18 protein-coding genes are annotated in these 20,540 nt (G+C 54.4%); 13 read left to right on the top strand and 5 right to left on the bottom strand.

What is annotated here, in order from left to right; translation table 11 throughout:
* Positions 1-11: 11 nt before the first annotated feature.
* Positions 12-941, top strand: coding sequence for a diguanylate cyclase domain-containing protein (locus tag ACIKP9_RS10880; protein WP_400882603.1), 930 nt, complete (start codon positions 12-14; stop codon positions 939-941).
* Between the two features lie 23 nt (positions 942-964).
* Here the strand turns inward: ACIKP9_RS10880 and ACIKP9_RS10875 are convergent, their stop codons facing one another.
* The 3 genes from ACIKP9_RS10875 to ACIKP9_RS10865 are packed head-to-tail and all read right to left on the bottom strand — an operon-like array spanning position 965 to position 3,382.
* Positions 965-2,224: an FCSD flavin-binding domain-containing protein gene (locus tag ACIKP9_RS10875; RefSeq protein ID WP_400882600.1), complete on the bottom strand. Its 1,260-nt coding sequence runs from the start codon at positions 2,222-2,224 to the stop codon at positions 965-967.
* Positions 2,221-2,562: a c-type cytochrome gene (locus tag ACIKP9_RS10870; protein ID WP_400882597.1), complete on the bottom strand. Its 342-nt coding sequence runs from the start codon at positions 2,560-2,562 to the stop codon at positions 2,221-2,223. The genes ACIKP9_RS10875 and ACIKP9_RS10870 overlap by 4 nt, the downstream gene beginning before the upstream one ends.
* A gap of 13 nt (positions 2,563-2,575) precedes the next feature.
* Positions 2,576-3,382: a quinoprotein dehydrogenase-associated SoxYZ-like carrier gene (locus ACIKP9_RS10865; RefSeq protein WP_400882594.1), complete on the bottom strand. Its 807-nt coding sequence runs from the start codon at positions 3,380-3,382 to the stop codon at positions 2,576-2,578.
* 125 nt (positions 3,383-3,507) lie between these two features.
* Here ACIKP9_RS10865 and ACIKP9_RS10860 point away from each other — a divergent pair, with 125 nt between their 5' ends.
* From ACIKP9_RS10860 to ACIKP9_RS10815, 10 genes are all read left to right on the top strand, one after another.
* Positions 3,508-4,122 (top strand): TetR/AcrR family transcriptional regulator, encoded by a 615-nt coding sequence (locus tag ACIKP9_RS10860; protein WP_400882591.1) that lies wholly within the window; start codon positions 3,508-3,510, stop codon positions 4,120-4,122.
* Between the two features lie 85 nt (positions 4,123-4,207).
* Complete coding sequence (locus ACIKP9_RS10855; protein WP_400882588.1) at positions 4,208-4,711, top strand: MarR family winged helix-turn-helix transcriptional regulator; 504 nt, start codon at positions 4,208-4,210, stop codon at positions 4,709-4,711.
* 51 nt (positions 4,712-4,762) lie between these two features.
* Entirely contained in the window at positions 4,763-6,199 is a 1,437-nt protein-coding gene (locus ACIKP9_RS10850) for an efflux transporter outer membrane subunit (RefSeq protein WP_400882585.1), read from the top strand.
* On the top strand, positions 6,199-8,382 hold the full coding sequence (locus tag ACIKP9_RS10845) for an FUSC family protein (RefSeq protein WP_400882582.1): 2,184 nt from the start codon (positions 6,199-6,201) through the stop codon (positions 8,380-8,382). Before ACIKP9_RS10850 ends, ACIKP9_RS10845 begins: the two co-directional genes overlap by 1 nt.
* On the top strand, positions 8,375-8,572 hold the full coding sequence (locus tag ACIKP9_RS10840) for a DUF1656 domain-containing protein (protein WP_400882579.1): 198 nt from the start codon (positions 8,375-8,377) through the stop codon (positions 8,570-8,572). Before ACIKP9_RS10845 ends, ACIKP9_RS10840 begins: the two co-directional genes overlap by 8 nt.
* A 13-nt stretch (positions 8,573-8,585) precedes the next feature.
* Positions 8,586-9,485, top strand: coding sequence for an efflux RND transporter periplasmic adaptor subunit (locus ACIKP9_RS10835; protein WP_400882577.1), 900 nt, complete (start codon positions 8,586-8,588; stop codon positions 9,483-9,485).
* A gap of 306 nt (positions 9,486-9,791) precedes the next feature.
* Positions 9,792-13,280 carry a response regulator gene (locus tag ACIKP9_RS10830; protein WP_400882574.1) on the top strand — a complete coding sequence of 1,163 codons (3,489 nt, stop codon included), beginning with the start codon at positions 9,792-9,794 and terminating at the stop codon, positions 13,278-13,280.
* Between the two features lie 2 nt (positions 13,281-13,282).
* Complete coding sequence (locus ACIKP9_RS10825; RefSeq protein ID WP_400882571.1) at positions 13,283-14,143, top strand: CheR family methyltransferase; 861 nt, start codon at positions 13,283-13,285, stop codon at positions 14,141-14,143.
* Positions 14,140-14,757, top strand: a complete 618-nt coding sequence (locus ACIKP9_RS10820) for a chemotaxis protein CheB (RefSeq protein WP_400882568.1) — start codon at positions 14,140-14,142, stop codon at positions 14,755-14,757. The genes ACIKP9_RS10825 and ACIKP9_RS10820 overlap by 4 nt, the downstream gene beginning before the upstream one ends.
* Positions 14,747-15,949 (top strand): hybrid sensor histidine kinase/response regulator, encoded by a 1,203-nt coding sequence (locus tag ACIKP9_RS10815; protein ID WP_400882565.1) that lies wholly within the window; start codon positions 14,747-14,749, stop codon positions 15,947-15,949. The genes ACIKP9_RS10820 and ACIKP9_RS10815 overlap by 11 nt, the downstream gene beginning before the upstream one ends.
* A gap of 79 nt (positions 15,950-16,028) precedes the next feature.
* Here ACIKP9_RS10815 and katG read toward each other — a convergent pair whose 3' ends face one another.
* Complete coding sequence (katG, locus tag ACIKP9_RS10810) at positions 16,029-18,296, bottom strand: catalase/peroxidase HPI (RefSeq protein ID WP_400882562.1); 2,268 nt, start codon at positions 18,294-18,296, stop codon at positions 16,029-16,031.
* 74 nt (positions 18,297-18,370) lie between these two features.
* Positions 18,371-18,649, bottom strand: a complete 279-nt coding sequence (locus ACIKP9_RS10805) for a hypothetical protein (RefSeq protein WP_400882559.1) — start codon at positions 18,647-18,649, stop codon at positions 18,371-18,373.
* A 244-nt stretch (positions 18,650-18,893) separates the two neighbouring features.
* On the opposite strand from ACIKP9_RS10805, the gene ACIKP9_RS10800 reads away from it, so the two are divergent.
* Positions 18,894-19,769, top strand: a complete 876-nt coding sequence (locus ACIKP9_RS10800) for a LysR substrate-binding domain-containing protein (RefSeq protein ID WP_230348513.1) — start codon at positions 18,894-18,896, stop codon at positions 19,767-19,769.
* A 266-nt stretch (positions 19,770-20,035) separates the two neighbouring features.
* The gene (moxG, locus tag ACIKP9_RS10795) at positions 20,036-20,536 is read left to right on the top strand and encodes a cytochrome c(L), periplasmic (protein WP_400882556.1); all 501 of its coding nucleotides are present in this window, start codon (positions 20,036-20,038) and stop codon (positions 20,534-20,536) included.
* Positions 20,537-20,540 lie beyond the last annotated feature (4 nt).

Genomic DNA, 20,540 nt, shown 5'->3' with positions numbered 1-20,540 from the left:
ACCAAGCCATCATGAGTACAGAACAGACCACTAACCACGATGTTTATAAAACCCTGCTGGAGTCCACCAAGGCCATTCCCTGGAAAATAGATTGGCAGACCATGACCTTTGCTTATATAGGCCCCCAAATCGAGACCTTATTAGGCTGGAGCCAGGATAGCTGGGTAAGCGCACAGGATTGGGCCAGCCGCATGCACCCTGAAGACCAGGCCTGGGTAGTGGATTTCTGTGTATCACAATCCCGCTCAGGGACTGATCATGAGGCAGACTACCGCGCCTTGACCAAGGATGGGCGCTATGTCTGGATACGGGATGTGGTGCATGTCATCCGCAATGCAGCAGGAGAAGTCGAGTCACTGGTCGGTTTCATGCTTGATATCAGCGAACGCAAGAAAACCGAGGAACAACTTCTCAAGCTGCAAAAGGAACTGGAAGAACTTTCCTTCAAAGACGGCCTCACTGGTGTTGCTAATCGCCGTATGTTCGACTCGGTGCTGGAGATAGAGTGGACGACAGCCAGGCGCCATGGCAGCCCGCTTTCCCTCATCATGTTCGACATTGATTACTTCAAGCAGTACAACGATCATTATGGGCATCTGCAGGGGGATGAATGCCTGAAACAAGTCGCTACATTACTTGCCAGTAGCGCTGTGCGTGCCAGGGATTTTTTTGCTCGCTTTGGCGGGGAAGAGTTTGTGCTGATCCTGCCAGATACAGATGCCGCCTCAGCGCAACTGGTCGCTCATCGTTGTCGCAACCTGCTGTTCAAGGCGCAAATACCACATGCGAATTCGCCAAGTGGACAAATACTCAGCCTCAGCATGGGGGCCGGCACCATGATCCCCACCCACCAGGAGCAGGCACTTAGCTTTGTCGAGCAGGTCGACCAGCGGCTTTATCAAGCCAAACAGCGTGGCCGTAACTGCCTGGTCAATGCCTAGCATCCGCGTTAAGTGAGTATTCCCTAACCCAGTACGTCGTGCCAGATATTCACGGCCCATGACCGTGCCTCCTGCACTTCACTGGCGGATCTTGCCTGCGAGACACCACCACCCGGCGCAGGCTTCATTTCTCGACTGGCAGCATCAAAGCGGTACACATTGGCAACATGCATCGCCTCTTCTGCACTGACATAGCTATAGCAAGTATTGGCAAACACTGGGGCCGGATCAGGGGCCTCGCCAGCGAGTAAGGCAATAATCGCACTGGCACACACCTTGGCTTCCGAGGTGGCAATATGGGCAGATTTGGGCAAGCCGGAATCAAGCGCGTCGCCCAAGATATGCACATGCCGCGCCTGGCGGGATTCGTAAGTCACGTAATCAACATCGCACCAGCGCCCACCAGCATTACCCAGGCCATTATCCAAGGCCAATCTGCTCGCCGTTTGCGGAGGAATCAGGTTGAGCACATCAAACTTGACGCGTTCAAAGGTGGTGTTCAGCGTCTGTCGATCTGAATCTATCGCATTCAGGTCACTGGAAGCATGATATTCGACCATGCCAGGGTAAAGTTCAGCCCAGGCTCTCTCAAACAAGGCACGCTTGGAGGTAATTGCCGGATTGGCATCCAACACCAATACCTTGGACCGCGGTTTATGCCGCTTGAGGTAATACGCCACCTGGCATGCCCGCTCATATGGCCCAGGCGGGCAGCGATAGGGCAAGGCAGGGATGGTAATGGCAAATACGCCTCCATCCCGCATTGCCTGCAATTGCTGCTGCAATGCCAAGGTCTGGACCCCGGCCTTCCAGGCATGGAGGAACCGCTCTTGCAAGGGCACGCCAGCCATGGCATTCAAGCGACTGTAATCAAAGCTGATACCAGGTGCCAGCACCAATTTGTCATAACGCAGCGTGGTCCCATCATCCAGGCGGAGCTGGCGTTGTGCCGTATCAATCGCGCTGACGCTGGCCTGCACCAGCTGGATACCATAACGCTTGATCAGCTCATCATAAGAATGCGTAATATCCTGCATTTGCCGGCTGCCACCCAGTACCAGATTGCTTACCGGGCAGGAGACAAAAGCCCGCCCAGGCTCAACCAGAATGACTTCAATACTGTTGTGGCTCCATACCCGTAAATACTTGGCCACCGTGGCACCAGCAAACCCGGCGCCAACCACCACCACCCGCGGTGCACTGGCAGCCCGCGCAATATTGCGCCAGGCACCGGGCAAGATCAGGCTGGCCAACGCTAATTGATTAAAATGGCGACGCTTCATTGACGCGAAGATTTGGCATTGGCGGGAGGGTGATCGACATCAGCCAAGCCAGAAAAATAATGGGCAAGCCCCTCAATCTCTTCCCAGGTCAGGCCCTTGGCATGCTGGTTCATGACGCTACCGTCATCAGGCATATCGCGGTAACGCTGCATACTGGCGAGAAATCGCTCCTGCGCCAGCCCTGCCAGGTTAGGAATTGCTCCCAGGCTTTTGCCTTCATAGCCGTGACATGCGGCACAAGAGGCCGCCAGGGTGCGGATGTGGCTATCTACTCCGGCAGGCCAGGCCACCAATGGCACGAGGCCCAAGCCCAGTGCCACCAGCAGCCCGCTGCCCATCACCGTTGAATGTTTATAGTTTAACGGCAAGACTATGGTGAAATTCGTTATCTTCGTTGTCGTGTATGGTCACCGTCAACGCACCATCGCCTTTGGCAATGAAGGGGAAGCGAATATTTGGATCTTCGCTGATGCCAATATAGGTATCGGCCTGAAACACCGTCACGCCGTTATATTGCACCTCTATCTTTTCCACATAATAAGCAGGGCGGAAGCCTTGGGAAACGAGATCACGTTGCAAGCCCGTGAACATCGGATGCTTGATCTGTAACCTGGCATAGTGCAATGCCCCTTCTGTTGCTTCACTATCCAAGGCTAGACGCATCTTGCCCGCACTCTGGCGCGCCGCTGTCTCATCACCATCTATCGTGCCACCACAGCCACCACTGGCCCTCACAGGTGCGGCATTCACATACCACTTGCCATCACTGGTTTCGGCAACCACGTGTACTAATGAGTCTGTTTCCAAACGAATGCGTGTCGCTACTTCAGCCTTGCCACTCTGAGGGTTGAAATGGAACACGGCAGCGAGCGGTACCGGATTTGCATCGACAATCACGGAAACCGCTTTCACGTATTGCCCTTCAGATACAGGGTAATCCACGGAAAAAGCAAACGGCACTTGAGCACCACTTTCCGCACGCTTGGGTGCGGTGATCTTGATGAAATCCGCTTGTTGCAAGGTTTTACCCGGGAACAGATCACGATGCATGGCCTGCCATTTTTGGTCCGTGACCTCTGCATTGGCAACCACGGACATCCAGCCTGAGCACACCACCCCAAGCACCAGCAATACTCGTGACATCGAACGCATCATCATTGCTTTATCCATTTCATTGTATAGAATACCAACCAGTTGGTATGTTATGCCGGTATACAGATTTGTCAATAGCAGCAAGTAGCACAATTCATTGCCATACAAAAGGAAGATGACGGAACCTCTTTATGTCCAGCCAGCCGATTGCATCCACCCGTGAGCGCATCTTGCAGATCGCCAGAGATTTAATCCTCTCACGCGGCTTCAACGCTATGTCGATCGACATGGTATGCCGTCAGGCCAATATCACCAAGGGCGGTTTCTTCCATCATTTCAGCAACAAGGAAACCTTGGGTGAAGCGGTACTAGAACAGTTCTGGCAGGATGCAATGGAGCGCCAGCAACACTTGTTTGACCCGGCTCACCATCAAAGCCAGCTTGAGCTGCTCACCGCTTATATTGATCACGCCATTACAAGCTACCAAGACCCGCAACTCAGCCAGGGCTGCATGCTGGCCATTTTCACCATGGGCCTGGCAGACACCCACCCTGGCCTGTTTGAGGTGTCACGCAACTATTTCCAGGCCTGGCGCCAGGAATTGATCAACATGCTCCAGCGGCTACAGCAAGAGCAAGGTAGCCCCCACTTCGACACCATCGCCTGGGCCGAGTTGTACATCACCACGCTCGAAGGTGCATTGTTACTGGCAAAATCCATGGATGACACCCAAGTGATTGTGCGCACATTGTCTCTCTACAAACAGCAATTGGTAAACGCTGCAAAACTGGCGAATTCTCGCTAACCCATAAAAACCTTAATTATTTTACGGGAATATCCGTTCAGACTATTGACTTACATTACGGTCCCTAACTATCATAGTTCGTATTATGCTACTGATTAAAGAATTACCGACTTCCGAGTCGCTGAAAAAATTCGCCGGCTATTATCCCGACGCCGATATTGTCGCGATCTGGGAGTTCGTCAATATTTTGCGCGCTGCCTCCGATCTCTCGGACGCACTGGACAAAATGCTGGCACAGCATGGCTTGCTGCAAGGGCGTTGGTGGGTGCTGGTGTTGTTGCTACGCGAGGATAACCTCAGCTCATCCCCTTCTGAACTTGCCGAAAAAGCAGGCGTTACCAAGGCCACCATGACCGGCTTTATTGATGGCCTTGAAAACGAAGACCTGGTCAGCCGCCTGACTGACCGCAAGGATAGACGCAAGCTCAAGATCAAGCTCACTACTGCCGGGCGCAAGAAACTGGATGAAGTCATGCCGGTGTACTACACCAATGTCGCAGCCCTGATGGCGACCTTGTCGCTACAACATCGCCAGGATGTGGTACGCCATATGCAGACCTTGGGCGCCAACGCCGACATCATCAAGTAAGACCAGAAGCAATCACCTCTTCACATTTGTTATACCGGGCGGGAGTCCACCATGCATCGCAACATCCTCAAGGCTTTCAGCACTGCTGTCATCGCGGTGTTGCCTGGATGCATGAGCATGTCCGGTATTTCTACTACCGCCCAACCCCGCCATGCCGACCAGCTCGACCAGGGCCACGCCATCACCCAGGTCAAGCATGACCTGCCCTGGCCACAAGAAACATGGTGGCAAGTGTTTCAAGACCCGCAGCTAGATGCCCTGATACACCACAGCCTGCAACAACACCCTGATCTGCGCGCAGCACATAGCCGCGTTGCCATGGCCGAGGCGCAAGCCCAAGCGACTGGCGCAATGCGCTCACCGCAAGCGAGCGTCAACAGTACCCTGGTGCGTGAGCGCTTCACCAACCTGCAATTCATTCCGCCACCGTGGAATGGTCACACGGAATGGAACAACAAGGCCACGCTGAATCTCGGCTACGATCTCGACTTATGGGGGCAACGCGAGGAGCAATGGAACAGCACACTGAGCCGCATGCAAGCAACCGCAGCCGAGGCACAACAGGTCAAGCTCAGCCTAACCACCGCCCTAGTCATGCAATACATTGCCTGGTCACAGGCGCACGCCCAGCACGACATCGTCAAGGCGAGGCTGGACATTGCCGAGCAACAGCTCAGCATCCGGCAACGCGCCCTGGTTGCAGGGCTAGGTACAGACATCGAAGTCAGCGAAGCAGAAACCCTGATTCCCGGCCTGCATGCGCAATTGGAAATCAGTGATGAACGCATCACCCTGCTGCAACAACAATTGGCAGCGCTGGCAGGAGAAGGACCTGGATTTACTGAACATCTCCATGCGCCCTTACTCGCGCTCAATGCCGACATCGGCCTGCCGGCATCACTGCCCGCCGACCTGATAGGCAGGCGACCCGACATTGTGGCGGCCAAATGGCGTATTGAGGCTGCCAACCACAACATCGCCAGCGCCAAGGCAGCGTTTTACCCCAACATCAACCTGTTGAGCTTTGTAGGTTTACAAGCCATGGGCTTCAGCAAGATACTGACGGAAAGCGGCCTGATTGCAGGCGTGGGGCCAGCTATTTCCCTGCCATTGTTTGATGGCGGGCTACGCCGCGGCAACCTAGCAGCAGAAACTGCGGCCTACGACATCGCCGTGGAGCAATACAACAGCACCGTATTGCAATCATTGCAGGAAATCAGCGGCCAGTTGGTCATGTTGCACTCGAATGGAATCCAACATACCGAGCTACTGGATGCGCTGCATTTGGCGGAAAAAACCAGGAAACTGGCGACAACCCGCCACCATGCCGGTTTGGCAAATTACATCAAGGTGTTGGACGCGGAGAACCAGGTATTGAGCCAGCGAGCCGCCCTCATCGACCTGGAGGCCAGCAGGCTCAATGCCTATGCCGGGCTCATGAAAGCCTTGGGCGGTGGAACGCTACCATCAACCAGCGAGTTGCATTGATGCGTAGCACCCACACAGCCTTGAGTTTCTGGCGGCGTGCACGCTGGCGCTATGTATTACTGGGCGTCTTGCGCGATTGGGGCCGCGAAGATGCACAAACCCTGATCTATATTGGCAAAGTGTTGCTGGCCTGCATGCTCGCGATGTGGGTGTCGCTCAAGTTCGAGCTGGAGCAACCGCGCACTGCCTTGCTCACGGTTGCCATCGTCATGCAGACACGCACCAGCATGGTATTGGCCAAGAGCTTTTACCGCCTCATCGGCACGCTGGTCGGGATTGCCACCTCGGTGCTATTGGTGGCGCTATTCGCGCAGGAGCGGGTGCCTTTCCTCATCTACCTGGCATTGTGGATCAGCTTCTGTACCGCAGGCTCCATCGTTTTCCGCCACCACCAATCTTATGCCTTTGTGCTGGCGGGCTACACCATCTGTATTGTTGGCCTGCCTGCCACCCTGAATCCCGGGCAAACCTTCGACATTGCCATGACACGGCTTTCCGAGATCATGGTTGGCTTGGCTTCCGCCAGCCTGGTCAGCGCGCTGATTTTCCCGCAAGGTATCAGCGAATTGCTACGCAATGCGGTACGCAAGCGATTTCGTGATTTCTCACGGCTGCTGATCAACCTGGAACAGAAAAAACTTTCAGCCCCCAATACACAGGCAGATACCCTGCGCATGGTAGGCGATGTGTTTGAGCTGGAGATATTCCACGCTTCATCCTCCATGGAGAGCAATCACTCCCGAGCCTACCGGCAACGCCTCACTCTGCTCAACTCGGAATTCATGGCCGTTACCACCAGCTTCCACTCACTGGAACAACTGTTACGGCGACTGCAAGCCAGTGGGCACCCGCAAGTAGTGACAAGCCTGCTGGCACTCTTTGCACCTATCCAGGCTGCCGTCATGACGCACCAGCATGAAGCGCGCAATGAGGACGAAGCCAGACAGGTAGCACTCACTATCAATGCCTTACGCCAACGCTGGCCCATGCATTTGCACGAGATACAGGCCAGCCTGCCTACCACGCTCAGCGAGACTGAAACCCTGGATTTTGCCACCGGGGCTGAGCTCAGCCTGCGCGTGCTGGACGAGCTGCATGCTTACACCAGCACCTATGCTGGCCTCAGCCAACCCATGCCCGCCAGCACCTTAAAAAACCGCCAATCGCCAAGCCTGGGCATGCATTTTGACCCGCTTGCCGCCATCCTGGCAGGGCTGCGCGGCGGCCTGGTATTTGCGCTGATGTCATTGCTCTGGATAGTCTGCGACCTGCGCTCCGGCATTGAAGCCATTACCCTGGCCACGATTGCCAGCACCCTGTTTGCATCCTCCCCTTCCCCCAGCAAGACCGTACGCCAGTTCATCATTGGGGCCTTGATCGGCACCGCATTATTGTATTGGTGCAACTTCCAGCTACTAACGCAAGCACAAGGCTTTACCATGCTGGCATTGGCCTTGTCGCCAGCAATTGCCATCGCTGCGTGGCTGACCACCAGGCCAGCGGTAGCCGCTATCGGCTCGGGCATCTTCATCGTGTTTTTCCTGCATATCGGCTTCAACAATGTATTTGCTGCCCACCCGATCAATTTCATCAATGAAGCGATTGCCGACCTGCTCGCCATCATGCTGGCAGGCGTGTTCTACAGCTTAATTGATCTCACCAATGGCCTGTGGTCACGTACTCGCGTGGCATTGGCATTGCGCACGTTGATCCAGGAGGCGTGCGTACAAACCCCGCCGCCAGAACGTACCTCGCTGGAAACCCATGCGCGCGAACTGCTGCTGCGCATGGGATCGGCCCGCCATGTCGCCAATGCCCAGGACAAGGAAGTTGTCGACTGGCTACTGTCTACGCTGGAAATTGGCCAGGCCGTGATTAATTTGCGCCAGGAGTTGCAACAAGTCAGCGATCCAACCATACGTGGCACGATAGACCATAGCCTGCTCCAATTATCGCGACTGTTCGCCCAGCCCAGTACGACATTACGCCAGCGTGCGATTGTCGCCATCACCAGCAGTATCGAGCGCTTGCAAACCAGCGCATCTCTTACCATCGCCAACAGCCAGCAATTGCTCACCATGTTGCACTTTATCCGCGGCGCCTTGCTGGACAAACACTCGGTACTCACGCCGGTCGCACCGCTAGACGAAGTCACCGAACCAGGAGCGTTACGCCATGCCTAGGGAAATCGCTTTTCTTGACGCCCTCATGCCGACCTTGGTGCTGGCCTTCGTGGCAGCACTCATCTTGTATTGGCTGCTAGACAAGACGCTGGGATGGTTGGGAGCCTACCAATACATCTGGTACCGCGCGCTGTTTCGCCTGGGCCTATTCGCCTGCCTGTTCTGCACCTTGGGACTGCTGATCTACTGACAAGGAAACGCATATGAAAGACCTCTACAAGCAAACCCTGCGTATCGCACTGACCGTGATCATTGTCGTGGTAGCAGTCATGCTCGGCCACCTGCTCTGGGTGCGCTATATGGACTCGCCTTGGACGCGTGATGGCCGGGTACGCGCCGATGTGGTCAATATTGCCAGTGATGTTTCCGGATTGGTGACCGAGGTCGTGGTGCGCGACAATCAATTTGTGAAAAAAGGCGATCTGCTGTTCCGCATTGATGCCGAGCGTTATCACCATGCAGTAGAAGAAGCAGAAGCCAAGCTGGAGCAACGCAAGATCACCCTCGCGCTTAAGCGTGGGCAATCTACCCGCCGCGCCATGCTGGACGACCAGGTCATCTCACGCGAAGACCGGGAAGACTCCGACCTTATTTCCCTGGCTGCGAAGGCCGATCTCGACCAGGCTCATGCCGAATTAGGCCATGCTAGGCTCAACCTCAAGCGTACAGAAGTACGCGCCCCAGTGGATGGCTGGGTGTCCAATCTATTGGTCAGGCCTGGCGATTACGCCCAGGCCGGGCAGCCGAAGCTCGCCCTCATCGACCAGAAATCCTATTGGGTCTATGGCTACTTCGAGGAACACAAACTGCCCCTGATTCATGTTAACGACGCGGCAGAAATCCGCATGCTAGGCACCGATGTTGTATTGCGTGGCCATGTCGAAAGCATGGCGCGTGGCATCACCGATCGCGACAACCCGACAGATGTCAGGCTATTAGCCAACGTCAACCCTAGCTTCAATTGGGTACGCCTGGCGCAACGTGTCCCGGTGCGTATCCATATCGACGAGATTCCCGAAGGGGTTGTCCTAGTCGCGGGCATGACTTGCTCCGTGATTATCCACCCGGCAGCCAAAACCGCTAAACCTTTACCTCCAGCCTGATTTCTCCGACATCAACATCAGGTAATCACTGGCAAACAAGCGTGGAAGATCTCGCCACCAAACAGCAGGGGGTAAACCGACAAAGTCGATACCCCTGCTACACACTCAATCTCATGTGACAGCCTTACTTCGATCTTTGTAGGCATACATTACCGTCACTGTCAGACAACTCCTACAATCTCTGGAATTACGGTATTTTCTATGCGCGTTTACCGCACTTTGTCGCGATATTCGGCATTGTTAACAATTGCAACCCCGACAGTTGCGCTACACTAATGCATCTTGAAATCTGCAGAACTTCATTCCATGCCCGGGCAAGCCAATATTGATCAAGTCAGTTTTAAGCGTATTCTGCGCCGTAATATCATGCTACCGCTCGGAGTCGGTATTGCCAGCGCAGCCTTGTTTATCATACTGGTACTCAATCTACTCAGTTCAATGAACTGGGTAGAACACACCGAGCGCGTCATTGGCAAGGCACAGGAAATCTCCAAGCTCGCAGTCGACATGGAAAGCGGAATGCGTGGCTACTTACTCAGCAAGGACGATAGCTTTCTTGCCCCTTATCTGCTGAGTAAACCCAAGATTCAGGCCGAAATCTCGGCCTTGACCCTCTTGGTGACAGACAACCCCTCCCAGATTGATCGCCTCAAGCGCACGCAAGCGTATATCGACCAATGGGATGCCTACGCCAGTTTGATGATCGATAAACGTCGGTCAAACGAAGATTTCTTATCCACCTTGCGGCTGGGCCATGGAAAACTACAGTTCGATGAAATCCGCAACGAGCTGACAGGTTTTGTGCTCGAAGAACAGCGCATGCTGAAAGACAGGAATGATGACGCGCGCAAAACCATTACTTTCTCACTGGCAGCCTATCTCGTCTTTGTGCTTGGGCTGACCGGGTTCCTGGGATATTTTGGTCGCCGCGAACTTCTGGGGTTATCAAACAACTACGAATCCATCCTGCAACATCAACAGGAGTATGCAGATGCGCAACAGCAACAAGCATGGATGCGCACCGGCCAGACATCGCTAGCTGAGCTAGGCATTGGCCAAATGACATTACCGCAAGTAGGACGTACCTCACTAGACTTCCTCGCACACTATATAGGTGTGCAAGTAGGGGCAGTGTATGTGCGTGACGACGATGGCACCCTGCAACGCTTTGCCGCCTATGGCTTCAGCCCTGAATACGAGCAACGCCATATTACCGTGCGTGAACACCAGGGCCTGTTGGGCCAAGCCGTAGCAGAAAGGCGCGTGATTGCCCTGGAGAACCTGCCCAGCGACTACATCAAAGTGAACTCAACATTGGGCGATGCTACGCCACGTCACTTGGTGATTGTGCCGATTACCTATGACAAGCATATCAATGGGGTCGCCGAATTAGGCTTCCTGCACAAACCAGAGCCACTGGCGCTTGAGTTTCTGTCCCTCATCGCTGGTAGCCTTGGGGTCGCTATTGAAGCTGCATTGTCGCGCCAACGTCTGCAAGATGCCCTGGCTGAAACCCAGCAGCTCAATGAGGAGCTGCAAGTACAACAGGAAGAGCTACGCACCAGCAATGAAGAGCTGGAAGAACAATCTCGCGTCCTGGAAGAGTCGCAAGCTACACTGGAAAACCAGAAAGCCGAACTGGAACAAACCAACGACAGGCTGGCAGAACAGGCTGTCGCGCTGGATCAGAAAAACACGGCCTTGCTGGAAGCACAAGAGCAACTAGAGGCACGCGCCCAAGACCTGGAGCGCGCCAGCCAATATAAATCTGAATTCCTCGCCAACATGTCGCACGAATTGCGCACCCCGCTGAATAGCTCGCTGATCCTGGCGAAGCTGTTGGCGGACAATCGTGATGGCAACTTGAACGAGGAGCAGGTGAAATTTGCCAACACGATCTACTCTGCGGGCAACGACCTGCTCAACCTTATCAATGACATCCTCGATATTTCAAAGGTTGAGGCTGGCAAGCTTGATCTCAATCCTCAGCAGCTCTCCATCAGCGCCCTTGCCGATACCATGCAATCCATTTTCACGCCTCTGGCAACACAGAAAAAACTGGATTTCAAGGTAGAGATTGCCCCAGGTACCCCGAGCAATGTGCATAGCGACCGGCAGCGCCTGGAACAGATCATCAAAAACCTCTTGTCCAACGCCATCAAGTTTACCGACAAGGGTAGCGTATCACTCATGATAGCCACCGACGATAACGATCAAATCAGTTTCGTCGTACAAGACACGGGCATTGGTATAGACAAGCACTTTCATGACACCATTTTCGCCCCATTCCGCCAGGTAGATGGCACATCAAGCCGTAAATATGGCGGCACCGGATTGGGCCTCTCCATTTCGCGCAACCTGGCCAACCTGCTGGGAGGCGATATATCCCTGACGAGTGCGAGCGGCGAGGGTAGCCGCTTTACGCTGACGCTCCCCCTGCAATGGCAAGCCGAGCGCATTGGCCCGGTTGCAACACCTATTGCCCTAGCTTCAAACACGACTCAGGCCGATCAAGCATCTCCTACCCCAGCGATCACCAAACCCAAGGCTCCCAGGCTGGAAGGCCCGGCCTTTCCCGATGACAGGGGCCATACCAGCGATGCCAAGCGACTCGTGTTGGTGGTGGAAGATGAGGCCACCTTTGCCAAGATACTCTACGACCTCGCGCAGGAAATGAATTACCACTGCATCGTCGCCCATGGCGCAGAAGAAGGCTTGCAGCTGGCGACACAATACCAGCCGCAGGCTATCCTGCTGGATATTCGCCTGCCCGACCAATCGGGCTTAAGCGTATTGCACGAGCTCAAGGAAAACCCACTGACGCGCCATATCCCGGTACATGTCATTTCAGGCTCTGACCATGCGGAAGCTGCACTACACCTGGGGGCGATTGGCTACGCGCTCAAGCCAGCCTCACTGGAAGAGCTCAAACAGGTCTTCACGCGGCTGGAAGAAAAGCTGACGCAAAAAATCAAGCGTGTGCTGCTGGTTGAAGATGACGACCGTCAACGCGAGAGCGTGCATCAACTCATTGCGGACGACGATGTCGAGATCGTTTCAGTGGCCTTCGGCAACGAGGCGTTGGAGTTGCTGCGCAAGCAGGTCTTCGACTGCATGATCATTGATCTCAAGCTGCCCGACATGCAGGGCAGCGAATTGCTGCAACGCATGTCGCATGAGGATATCCGCGCGTTTCCACCGGTAATTGTCTACACAGGCCGCAACCTGAGCCGCGAGGAAGAAGCCGAACTGCTCAAGTACTCACGCTCGATCATCATCAAGGGAGCCCGCTCACCAGAGCGGCTGCTGGATGAAGTCACCCTATTCCTGCACAAGGTGGAATCCGAGCTTTCCAGCGAGCGCCAACGCATGCTGCAAACGCTACGCAGCCGTGAGCGTATTTTCGACGGTCGGCGCATCTTGCTGGTCGATGATGATGTACGCAATGTTTTCGCACTCACCAGCGCCCTGGAACAAAAAGGCATGTCGGTCGAAGTTGCACGCAATGGTATCGAGGCCATCGAGAAGCTTGACCAGGTGATCAATATCGACCTAGTACTGATGGATGTCATGATGCCGGAGATGGATGGCCTGGAGGCCACACGCCGCATCCGCGCCGATGGCCGCTTCGAGCGCCTACCCATCATCGCCATCACGGCCAAGGCTATGAAGGATGATCAGGAGCAATGCATCAAGGCTGGCATGAATGACTACCTTGCCAAGCCAATAGATTTATCACGCCTGCACTCACTGCTACGCGTATGGTTACCTGCAGGCATCCACTCGGCCCAGTGATCATGAGCAAGACACCGATCACCACCAAGGCAGACACTGAGCATCAGCAACTCAGCACGCTTGATATTGAGCTGCGTCTGCTGCTGGAAGCCATCTACCTGCGATACAGCTATGATTTCCGTGATTATGCTGGCGCATCGCAGAAGCGCCGCGTGGTACAGGCCATACGCGCTTTCGATTGCCACTCGGTATCGGAGTTGCAATCCCGCGTGTTACATGAACCCGCCATGTTCATGCAATTGCTGCAATACCTCACCATCCCGGTGAGCGAAATGTTCCGTGACCCAGCTTACTTCGCCAAGCTGCGCACAGAAGTCCTGCCTGTGCTCAGCACTTATCCCTCGCTCAAAATCTGGGTGGCAGGTTGCAGCACCGGGGAAGAAGTCTACTCGCTGGCCATCATGCTGAAAGAAGAGGGCCTCCTCGACCGCTCCATCATCTACGCGACCGACATCAACCCGCAATCTCTGGACAAGGCGAGGAAAGGCGTATTTCCGCTAGACCGCATGCAACTCTACACACGTAATTACCAGCAGGCTGGCGGCAAGCGTGCATTCTCCGACTATTACACTGCGGCCTACCATGCTGCCTTGTTTGATCGCAGCCTCTGCGACAACGTAACCTTTGCCGATCATAGCCTGGCAACCGATAGCGTCTTCTCCGAAACCCACTTGATTTCCTGCCGCAATGTGTTGATTTACTTCAATCGCGGCTTGCAGAACCGGGCCCTGGGCTTGTTCCACGACTCGTTGTGCCATCGCGGCTTTCTCGGGCTAGGCAGCAAGGAGAGCATGGAGTTTTCCGATTACGGCCAGCAGTTCGAGGCCATAGACAAGCGCGAACGGATATTCCGCAAACGATGAGCCAACCGCCCCTTGATCATGCCGCACTGCGTGCTAGACCTCCGATTGACGCCATCATCGTCGGCGCATCAGCAGGCGGTGTAGAAGCCATGCTGTCCTTGTTCCGCCCCTTGCCACCGCATTATCGCCTGCCCATCATTGCGGCACTGCATATGCAGGAAATGCGCGACAGCTTACTGGCAGATCTGTTCCAGCATTACGTTGCCTTCGAGGTAAAGGAAGCACAGGACAAGGAAGCCATCCAGGCCAGTACACTTTACTTTGCCTGCCCGGGCTATCATCTCTCGATTGAGCAATCCAAGCAGTTTTCACTGAGCTGTGAGCCACCACTACATTTCTCACGCCCCGCGATTGATTACTTGATGGAGTCGGCTGCCGATGCTTATGGCGAGCACCTGGCCGGCATACTGCTCACAGGCGCCAATGAGGATGGTGCGGCGGGGCTACAGAAAATCCGGCAGGCAGGCGGCCTGACCATTGTGCAAGACCCTGCCGAAGCCGTGGCAGATACCATGCCCTTGTCTGCCATTAAGCGGGACCCGGGGCACTTGGTACTTGAGCTAGGAAAAATACAACAACTATTAATCGCCTTGGGAGAACAGCATGTCCACTGAGATTGAACATCTGCCCAGCAAACTGCTGATCGTCGATGACCTCGCAGAAAACCTGCAGGCACTAGAAGCAATTATTCGTGGGGAAAACCGCCTTATTTACCAGGCATCCTCCGGTGAAGCAGCCTTGTCCTTGATGCTGGAGCACGAGTTTGCCCTGGCTATCCTGGATGTACAAATGCCCGGGATGGATGGCTTCGAGCTGGCAGAACTCATGCGCGGAACCGCCAAGACACGCCATATCCCGATTGTCTTCGTCACGGCAGCAGCCAGCGAGCTCAATTTTGCTTTCCGCGGTTATGAAACCGGGGCGGTAGATTTCCTCTATAAACCGCTGGAAGTCAACGCGGTGAAAAGCAAGGTCAATGTCTTTGTCGACCTGCACCAGCAACGGCTGGAAACGCAACGCCAAGTCGCCGCCTTGGAATACAGCCGCAAGCAGCAGGAAGCCCTGTTAAAGCAACTACAAGTAACACAAGACGAGCTACAGCAATCCATCGCCATGCGTGACAGCTTTATGTCCATGGTGGCCCACGAGTTGCGTACCCCGCTCAATACCTTGTTTCTTGATGTACAGCTACGTACCCTGCAACTGGAACGTGGCAACCTGGCTGCCTTTGGCCAGCAAGAGCTAGTTCGCATGGTAGAACGGGACCGAAGGCAGATGAAAAGCATGATACGCCTGATCGACGACATGCTCGATCTCACGCGTATCAACAGTGGCAAGCTATCCATCCGCCCTGTGCAACTGAATCTTGCAGAGCTGCTAGAGCGACTGGTCTCTGATTTAATGCCGCAAGCACAAGCAGCAGGGTACATCATCAACCTATCTATCCAAGACCGAGTAGCTGGGGAGTGGGATGCTTTTCGCCTGGAGCAAATCATCGTCAACCTGCTGACCAACGCCATGCGCTACGGCAACAGCCAGCCCATTGATATCAGCCTTCATCAAGACCGTGACCATGCCATCATCGCCGTGCGCGACCGAGGTGTGGGCATTTCGGAGCTAGACCAACAGCGCATCTTCTTAGCGTTTGAGCGCTGCGAAGGCAACCAGGTCAGCTCAGGCCTGGGGTTGGGCCTGTATATTGCCGGGCAATTGGCCGAAGCCCACTACGGCAGGATTAGCGTCGATAGTGCGCCAGGCGAAGGTTCGACGTTCACATTGACACTGCCATTGCGGATAACAGAGTAACAGGAGCAAAACCACAATAAAAAAGAGCAGCCATAGCTGCTCTTTTTTCATCTCTTGGCTAAGCAGCCTAGTGCATAGATCAATGCTTGTCGAAGCGATCCAGCTCCATCACCTTGTTCCAGGCACTGACAAAGTCGTGGACGAATTTCTCCTTGGCATCATCAAACGCATAGACTTCCGCCACCGCACGCAACTCCGAATTAGAACCGAACACCAGGTCTACCGGGGTTGCCGTCCACTTGAGCTTATCTGTGGTGCGATCACGCCCTTCATAAATGCCCTGATCAGCAGCTCCCTTGGACCACTTGGTCGACATGCTGAGCAAATTGACGAAGAAATCGTTGGTCAAGGTACCTGGGTGCTCAGTGAACACGCCATTTTTCGAGCCACCAGCATTGGCATCCAGCGCACGCAAACCACCTACCAACACTGTCATTTCCGGCACAGTCAGAGTTAACAAATTGGCGCGGCTTATCAATGCCTCGGCAGGAGATTGGCGGTTATCCTTGCCATAGTAATTGCGGAACCCATCGGCCTTGGGCTCCAGTGCTGCAAATGATTTCACGTCAGTCTGCTCTTGTGCAGCATCCGTGCGACCAGGGGTAAACGGCACATTGATGGTATAGCCGGCATCCTTCGCTGCCTTTTCCACCGCGGCGGCTCCGCCCAGCACGATCAAGTCTGCCAGTGATACCTGTTTGCCACCGCTCTGCGCAGCGTTGAAATCCTTCTGGATCACTGCCAAGCGCTGCAATACCTTGGCAACCTCAGGAGGATTATTCACCGCCCAATCCTTTTGCGGCATCAAGCGCAGGCGCCCACCATTGGCACCACCCCGCATATCGGTACCACGGAATGTTGCCGCAGCAGCCCAGGCAGTGCGTACCAACTCAGGCACTGTCAGGCCAGAAGCCAGTATCTTGCCCTTGAGCGCTGTCATGTCGTTGCTATCGACCAAGGCATAATTTGCCGCAGGCACTGGGTCTTGCCACAGCAATACTTCAGCTGGGACTTCGCTACCGATATAACGTGCACGTGGCCCTAAATCACGGTGCGTCAGCTTGAACCAGGCCTTGGCAAACGCCAGCTCGAAATCCTTGGGATTATCCAGGAAGCGCTTGGATATCTTGTGGTATTCCGGATCCAGCTTCAACGCAAGGTCGGTGGTAAACATAATGGGGGCGTGACGTTTGTCGGCAATGTGCGCATCTGGCACCAAAGTAGCCCCTTGCCCATTCTTGGGTACCCACTGGATGGCACCGGCGGGACTCTTGGTCTTTTCCCACTCGAAGGTATAGAGCCAGGTCAGGTACTCATGCGTCCAACGGGTGGGGTTGGTAGACCATGCACCTTCTAGGCCGCTGGTAATGGTGTCTTCCGCATTGCCCTTGCCGCACTTGTTCTTCCAGCCAAAACCCTGCTCTTCGATGCCAGCAGCGGCAGGTTCTGCCCCAACACACTTGTGAGGATCAGCCGCACCATGCGCCTTGCCAAAGGTATGCCCACCAGCAATCAATGCCACGGTTTCCTCGTCATTCATCGCCATGCGGCCAAAGGTTTCGCGGATATCCTTGGCCGCTGCCAATGGATCAGGGTTGCCATTCGGGCCTTCTGGGTTCACATAGATGAGCCCCATCTGTACCGCAGCCAGCGGATTTTCCAGCTTGCGCTGGCCGGTATAACGCTTATCGCCCAGCCATTCCTTTTCTGGGCCCCAATAGACCATATCCGGCTCCCAGTCATCGGCGCGACCACCAGCGTAGCCAAAGGTCTTGAAGCCCATGGATTCCAGGGCAACATTGCCTGCCAGCACCATGAGGTCGCCCCAGGAAATCTTGTTGCCGTATTTCTGCTTTACTGGCCAGAGCAAGCGTCTTGCCTTATCCAGGCTGACGTTATCAGGCCAGCTGTTGAGCGGCTCGAAACGCTGTTGGCCGCCACCTGCACCACCGCGACCATCGCCGACGCGATAAGTACCTGCGCTATGCCAGGCCATGCGGATAAAAAACGGGCCATAGTGCCCGTAGTCAGCTGGCCACCATGGCTGGGATGTCTTCATCACCTGCTCGATATCCTGCTTCACCGCCTTGATATCAAGCGTCTTGAATTGCTCGGCATAATTGAATGCCTTGTCCATGGGGCTGGATTCTGCCGCATGCTGGCGCAAAGGCTGCAGGTCTAACTGCTCCGGCCACCAGAACTTGGGGGACTGTAACGCAGCTTCACCCGACACGGTTTGATACTGCTTGCCTGACTTATCTTCAGCCGCCTGCGCCTGGCTCGCCAACGTCACAGCAGCCAATGCCAAGACCACTACCTTGGTATAGAAAATCGCACTCTCTTTCATTTCACCTTCTCCTCTGATTTTTTGTGGGTACTGGCTCCAGCCTATTACCGCACTGGAGCCAGGAAATGCATGCATTAGTGCAGGATGCTGGATGCAAACAAGGCGAGAGATTTGTCTACATCTGGTTTGTCATTACTAACTGCAGTGGTCTGGCGCACGCTCTTGCCCAGCAGGCTGTTGGCAAACTGTTGCAGGGATTGGTCGACATCGGGGCGCTGGTTGCTCACCGCTTCTGGCAGCGGCTTCCAGGTGCCAAGCAGGCTATTGGCGAAAGGGCGGATGGAATCAGCATGGGCGCTGGACATCGCGGAAGCCATCAAGATCATGGCGGCAAGTTGCGTAGTCTTTTTCATGATTATCTCCTTTAACAAATTCATGATTTAAGCGAAGCGTTGAAACCCGGCACTCCCTACAATGGGCACTACCGCGTTTGTCAGCATTGAATGCTTTCACCGGAGATAACTGAAATTCATTTGCTCAATGACGCCATGGGCAATATCAATAAGGTAAAGAGGGGCTTCATGGTTACAATGCGCGAGAAACAACATGCGGTACGATCCAATGGCTTGGGGCAGGGAACACCCAAGAGGTAAAGACATGAATTTGAGAGACTTGAACTACCTAATTGCAGTCGCCGACTGCAAAAACTTCAGCCAGGCGGCCAGCCAATGTGCTATCGGCCAGCCTACCTTGAGCGTGCAGATCAAGAAGCTCGAAGATTATCTTGATGTGCCCTTGTTCGTGCGCAACAAAAACCAAGTCGACATCACGGAGATTGGCGAACAAGTGGTTCAAGTCGCCCGCCGCATCGTTGCCGATGCAGAGCAAATCCGCATGATTGCGGCCCAGGCCCAACTGCCCACCTGCGGTAAGCTCTCACTTGGCGCGTTTCCCTCCGTGGCCAGCTATGTGTTGCCGGAATATGTATTCCGCATCAAGCAACACTTTCCGGCGATGAAAATGCTGGTGATTGAGGAGAAAACCAATGCATTGATAGAGCTATTGCTGAGTATGAAGCTAGATGCTGCATTACTGGCACTACCGGTAAAACCGCAAGAGCTGGAAGCCAGTCCCTTGTTCGAGGACCCTTTTACCTTGGCGGTTGCCAGCGATCACGCCCTGGCCGATCACGACGAGGTTGATCTCAATGCGATCGATCAGGAAAACCTGCTGTTACTGGATGAAGGGCACTGTCTGCGCGACCAGGCACTACAGATTTGCAATCCGTCCCGATTCATCGAGGATGATTTCCGCGCTTCAAGCCTCGAAACCCTGCGCTTCATGGTCAAGAATGGTGTCGGTGTGACATTGATGCCATCTGTGGCCATTCAGCCCGATGAAAGCGATATACGCTACATCAACATCCGCCAGAAACCCAGTCGTACCATTGCTCTGGTCTGGCATTGCCACCATCCCCGCCGCCGGCTTTTGCAGGAGCTTGCCAGCCTACTGGCCTACAAGCCAATTGCATAGGCACGCCATGCATAAGTGAGATCATCTTATGCAAGAAGTTCATCTCGACTTAACTCACCATGCTGCACCCTTAGTACAGCATCGAACCCTAGTCAAAAGCCCTGTTTTAGCTCACTCCCGCCCTGCCTAACCAAGGTTCATCAAGCCTTGAACTTTCTGCTTACCAGCACCTCTAAAAATAACACTATGGTAAGCAACCTAACAATTCTAATTTATTAAATATTATGAGTTTTATTCTCATTAACCGAATAACCGAGGGTAATCATATGCAACTTTTTAGAAAGCTTATCATTGCAGGAAGTCTAGGTGTTTTGCTGTCCAGTGGACTAGTGTTAACTACAGCCCATGCCGACCTGGATTTCCGCGGCACAATCTCCGGTGATCCACTTGATTTCACGGGTGAAACGGAAACACCACAATTCAAGGAGTTCAAAAATACCGGCGTCAACCCTTACAACGGCGACCAGGAAGCCATGAATAAAGGCTATGTGATTTTTGCCACCGCCTGCTCAGGCTGCCATGGCCACCTTGCAGAAGGTAAGCTAGGCCCTGCACTTAGTGATGACTACTGGACCTATCCTGGCAACCGCCAGGACAAAGGATTGTTTGAGACTATCTATGGCGGTGCCGATGGCCAGATGGGACCACAACAAGGCTTGCTTGAACCCGATGAAATACTGCATGTCATGAGTTGGGTGCGCGGCTGGCAAACCGAACCAGCAAAAACCAAGAAAGCCGTCGAGGCTTATGAAAAACGGAATGGTTGATCAA

This window comes from Methylobacillus methanolivorans, assembly GCF_044751345.1.
Classification (GTDB): domain Bacteria; phylum Pseudomonadota; class Gammaproteobacteria; order Burkholderiales; family Methylophilaceae; genus Methylobacillus; species Methylobacillus methanolivorans.
Note: the sequence above shows the minus strand (reverse complement) of the source record. Positions and strands in the feature narration are given on the sequence as shown.

What these genes read in the sequence shown, in the direction of transcription:
- ACIKP9_RS10880 (WP_400882603.1), top strand. Translation starts at nt 12, where the DNA reads ATGAGTACAGAACAGACCACTAACCACGATGTTTATAAAACCCTGCTG.
- ACIKP9_RS10875 (WP_400882600.1), bottom strand. Translation starts at nt 2,224, where the DNA reads ATGAAGCGTCGCCATTTTAATCAATTAGCGTTGGCCAGCCTGATCTTG.
- ACIKP9_RS10870 (WP_400882597.1), bottom strand. Translation starts at nt 2,562, where the DNA reads ATGGGCAGCGGGCTGCTGGTGGCACTGGGCTTGGGCCTCGTGCCATTG.
- ACIKP9_RS10865 (WP_400882594.1), bottom strand. Translation starts at nt 3,382, where the DNA reads ATGATGATGCGTTCGATGTCACGAGTATTGCTGGTGCTTGGGGTGGTG.
- ACIKP9_RS10860 (WP_400882591.1), top strand. Translation starts at nt 3,508, where the DNA reads ATGTCCAGCCAGCCGATTGCATCCACCCGTGAGCGCATCTTGCAGATC.
- ACIKP9_RS10855 (WP_400882588.1), top strand. Translation starts at nt 4,208, where the DNA reads ATGCTACTGATTAAAGAATTACCGACTTCCGAGTCGCTGAAAAAATTC.
- ACIKP9_RS10850 (WP_400882585.1), top strand. Translation starts at nt 4,763, where the DNA reads ATGCATCGCAACATCCTCAAGGCTTTCAGCACTGCTGTCATCGCGGTG.
- ACIKP9_RS10845 (WP_400882582.1), top strand. Translation starts at nt 6,199, where the DNA reads ATGCGTAGCACCCACACAGCCTTGAGTTTCTGGCGGCGTGCACGCTGG.
- ACIKP9_RS10840 (WP_400882579.1), top strand. Translation starts at nt 8,375, where the DNA reads ATGCCTAGGGAAATCGCTTTTCTTGACGCCCTCATGCCGACCTTGGTG.
- ACIKP9_RS10835 (WP_400882577.1), top strand. Translation starts at nt 8,586, where the DNA reads ATGAAAGACCTCTACAAGCAAACCCTGCGTATCGCACTGACCGTGATC.
- ACIKP9_RS10830 (WP_400882574.1), top strand. Translation starts at nt 9,792, where the DNA reads ATGCCCGGGCAAGCCAATATTGATCAAGTCAGTTTTAAGCGTATTCTG.
- ACIKP9_RS10825 (WP_400882571.1), top strand. Translation starts at nt 13,283, where the DNA reads ATGAGCAAGACACCGATCACCACCAAGGCAGACACTGAGCATCAGCAA.
- ACIKP9_RS10820 (WP_400882568.1), top strand. Translation starts at nt 14,140, where the DNA reads ATGAGCCAACCGCCCCTTGATCATGCCGCACTGCGTGCTAGACCTCCG.
- ACIKP9_RS10815 (WP_400882565.1), top strand. Translation starts at nt 14,747, where the DNA reads ATGTCCACTGAGATTGAACATCTGCCCAGCAAACTGCTGATCGTCGAT.
- katG (WP_400882562.1), bottom strand. Translation starts at nt 18,296, where the DNA reads ATGAAAGAGAGTGCGATTTTCTATACCAAGGTAGTGGTCTTGGCATTG.
- ACIKP9_RS10805 (WP_400882559.1), bottom strand. Translation starts at nt 18,649, where the DNA reads ATGAAAAAGACTACGCAACTTGCCGCCATGATCTTGATGGCTTCCGCG.
- ACIKP9_RS10800 (WP_230348513.1), top strand. Translation starts at nt 18,894, where the DNA reads ATGAATTTGAGAGACTTGAACTACCTAATTGCAGTCGCCGACTGCAAA.
- moxG (WP_400882556.1), top strand. Translation starts at nt 20,036, where the DNA reads ATGCAACTTTTTAGAAAGCTTATCATTGCAGGAAGTCTAGGTGTTTTG.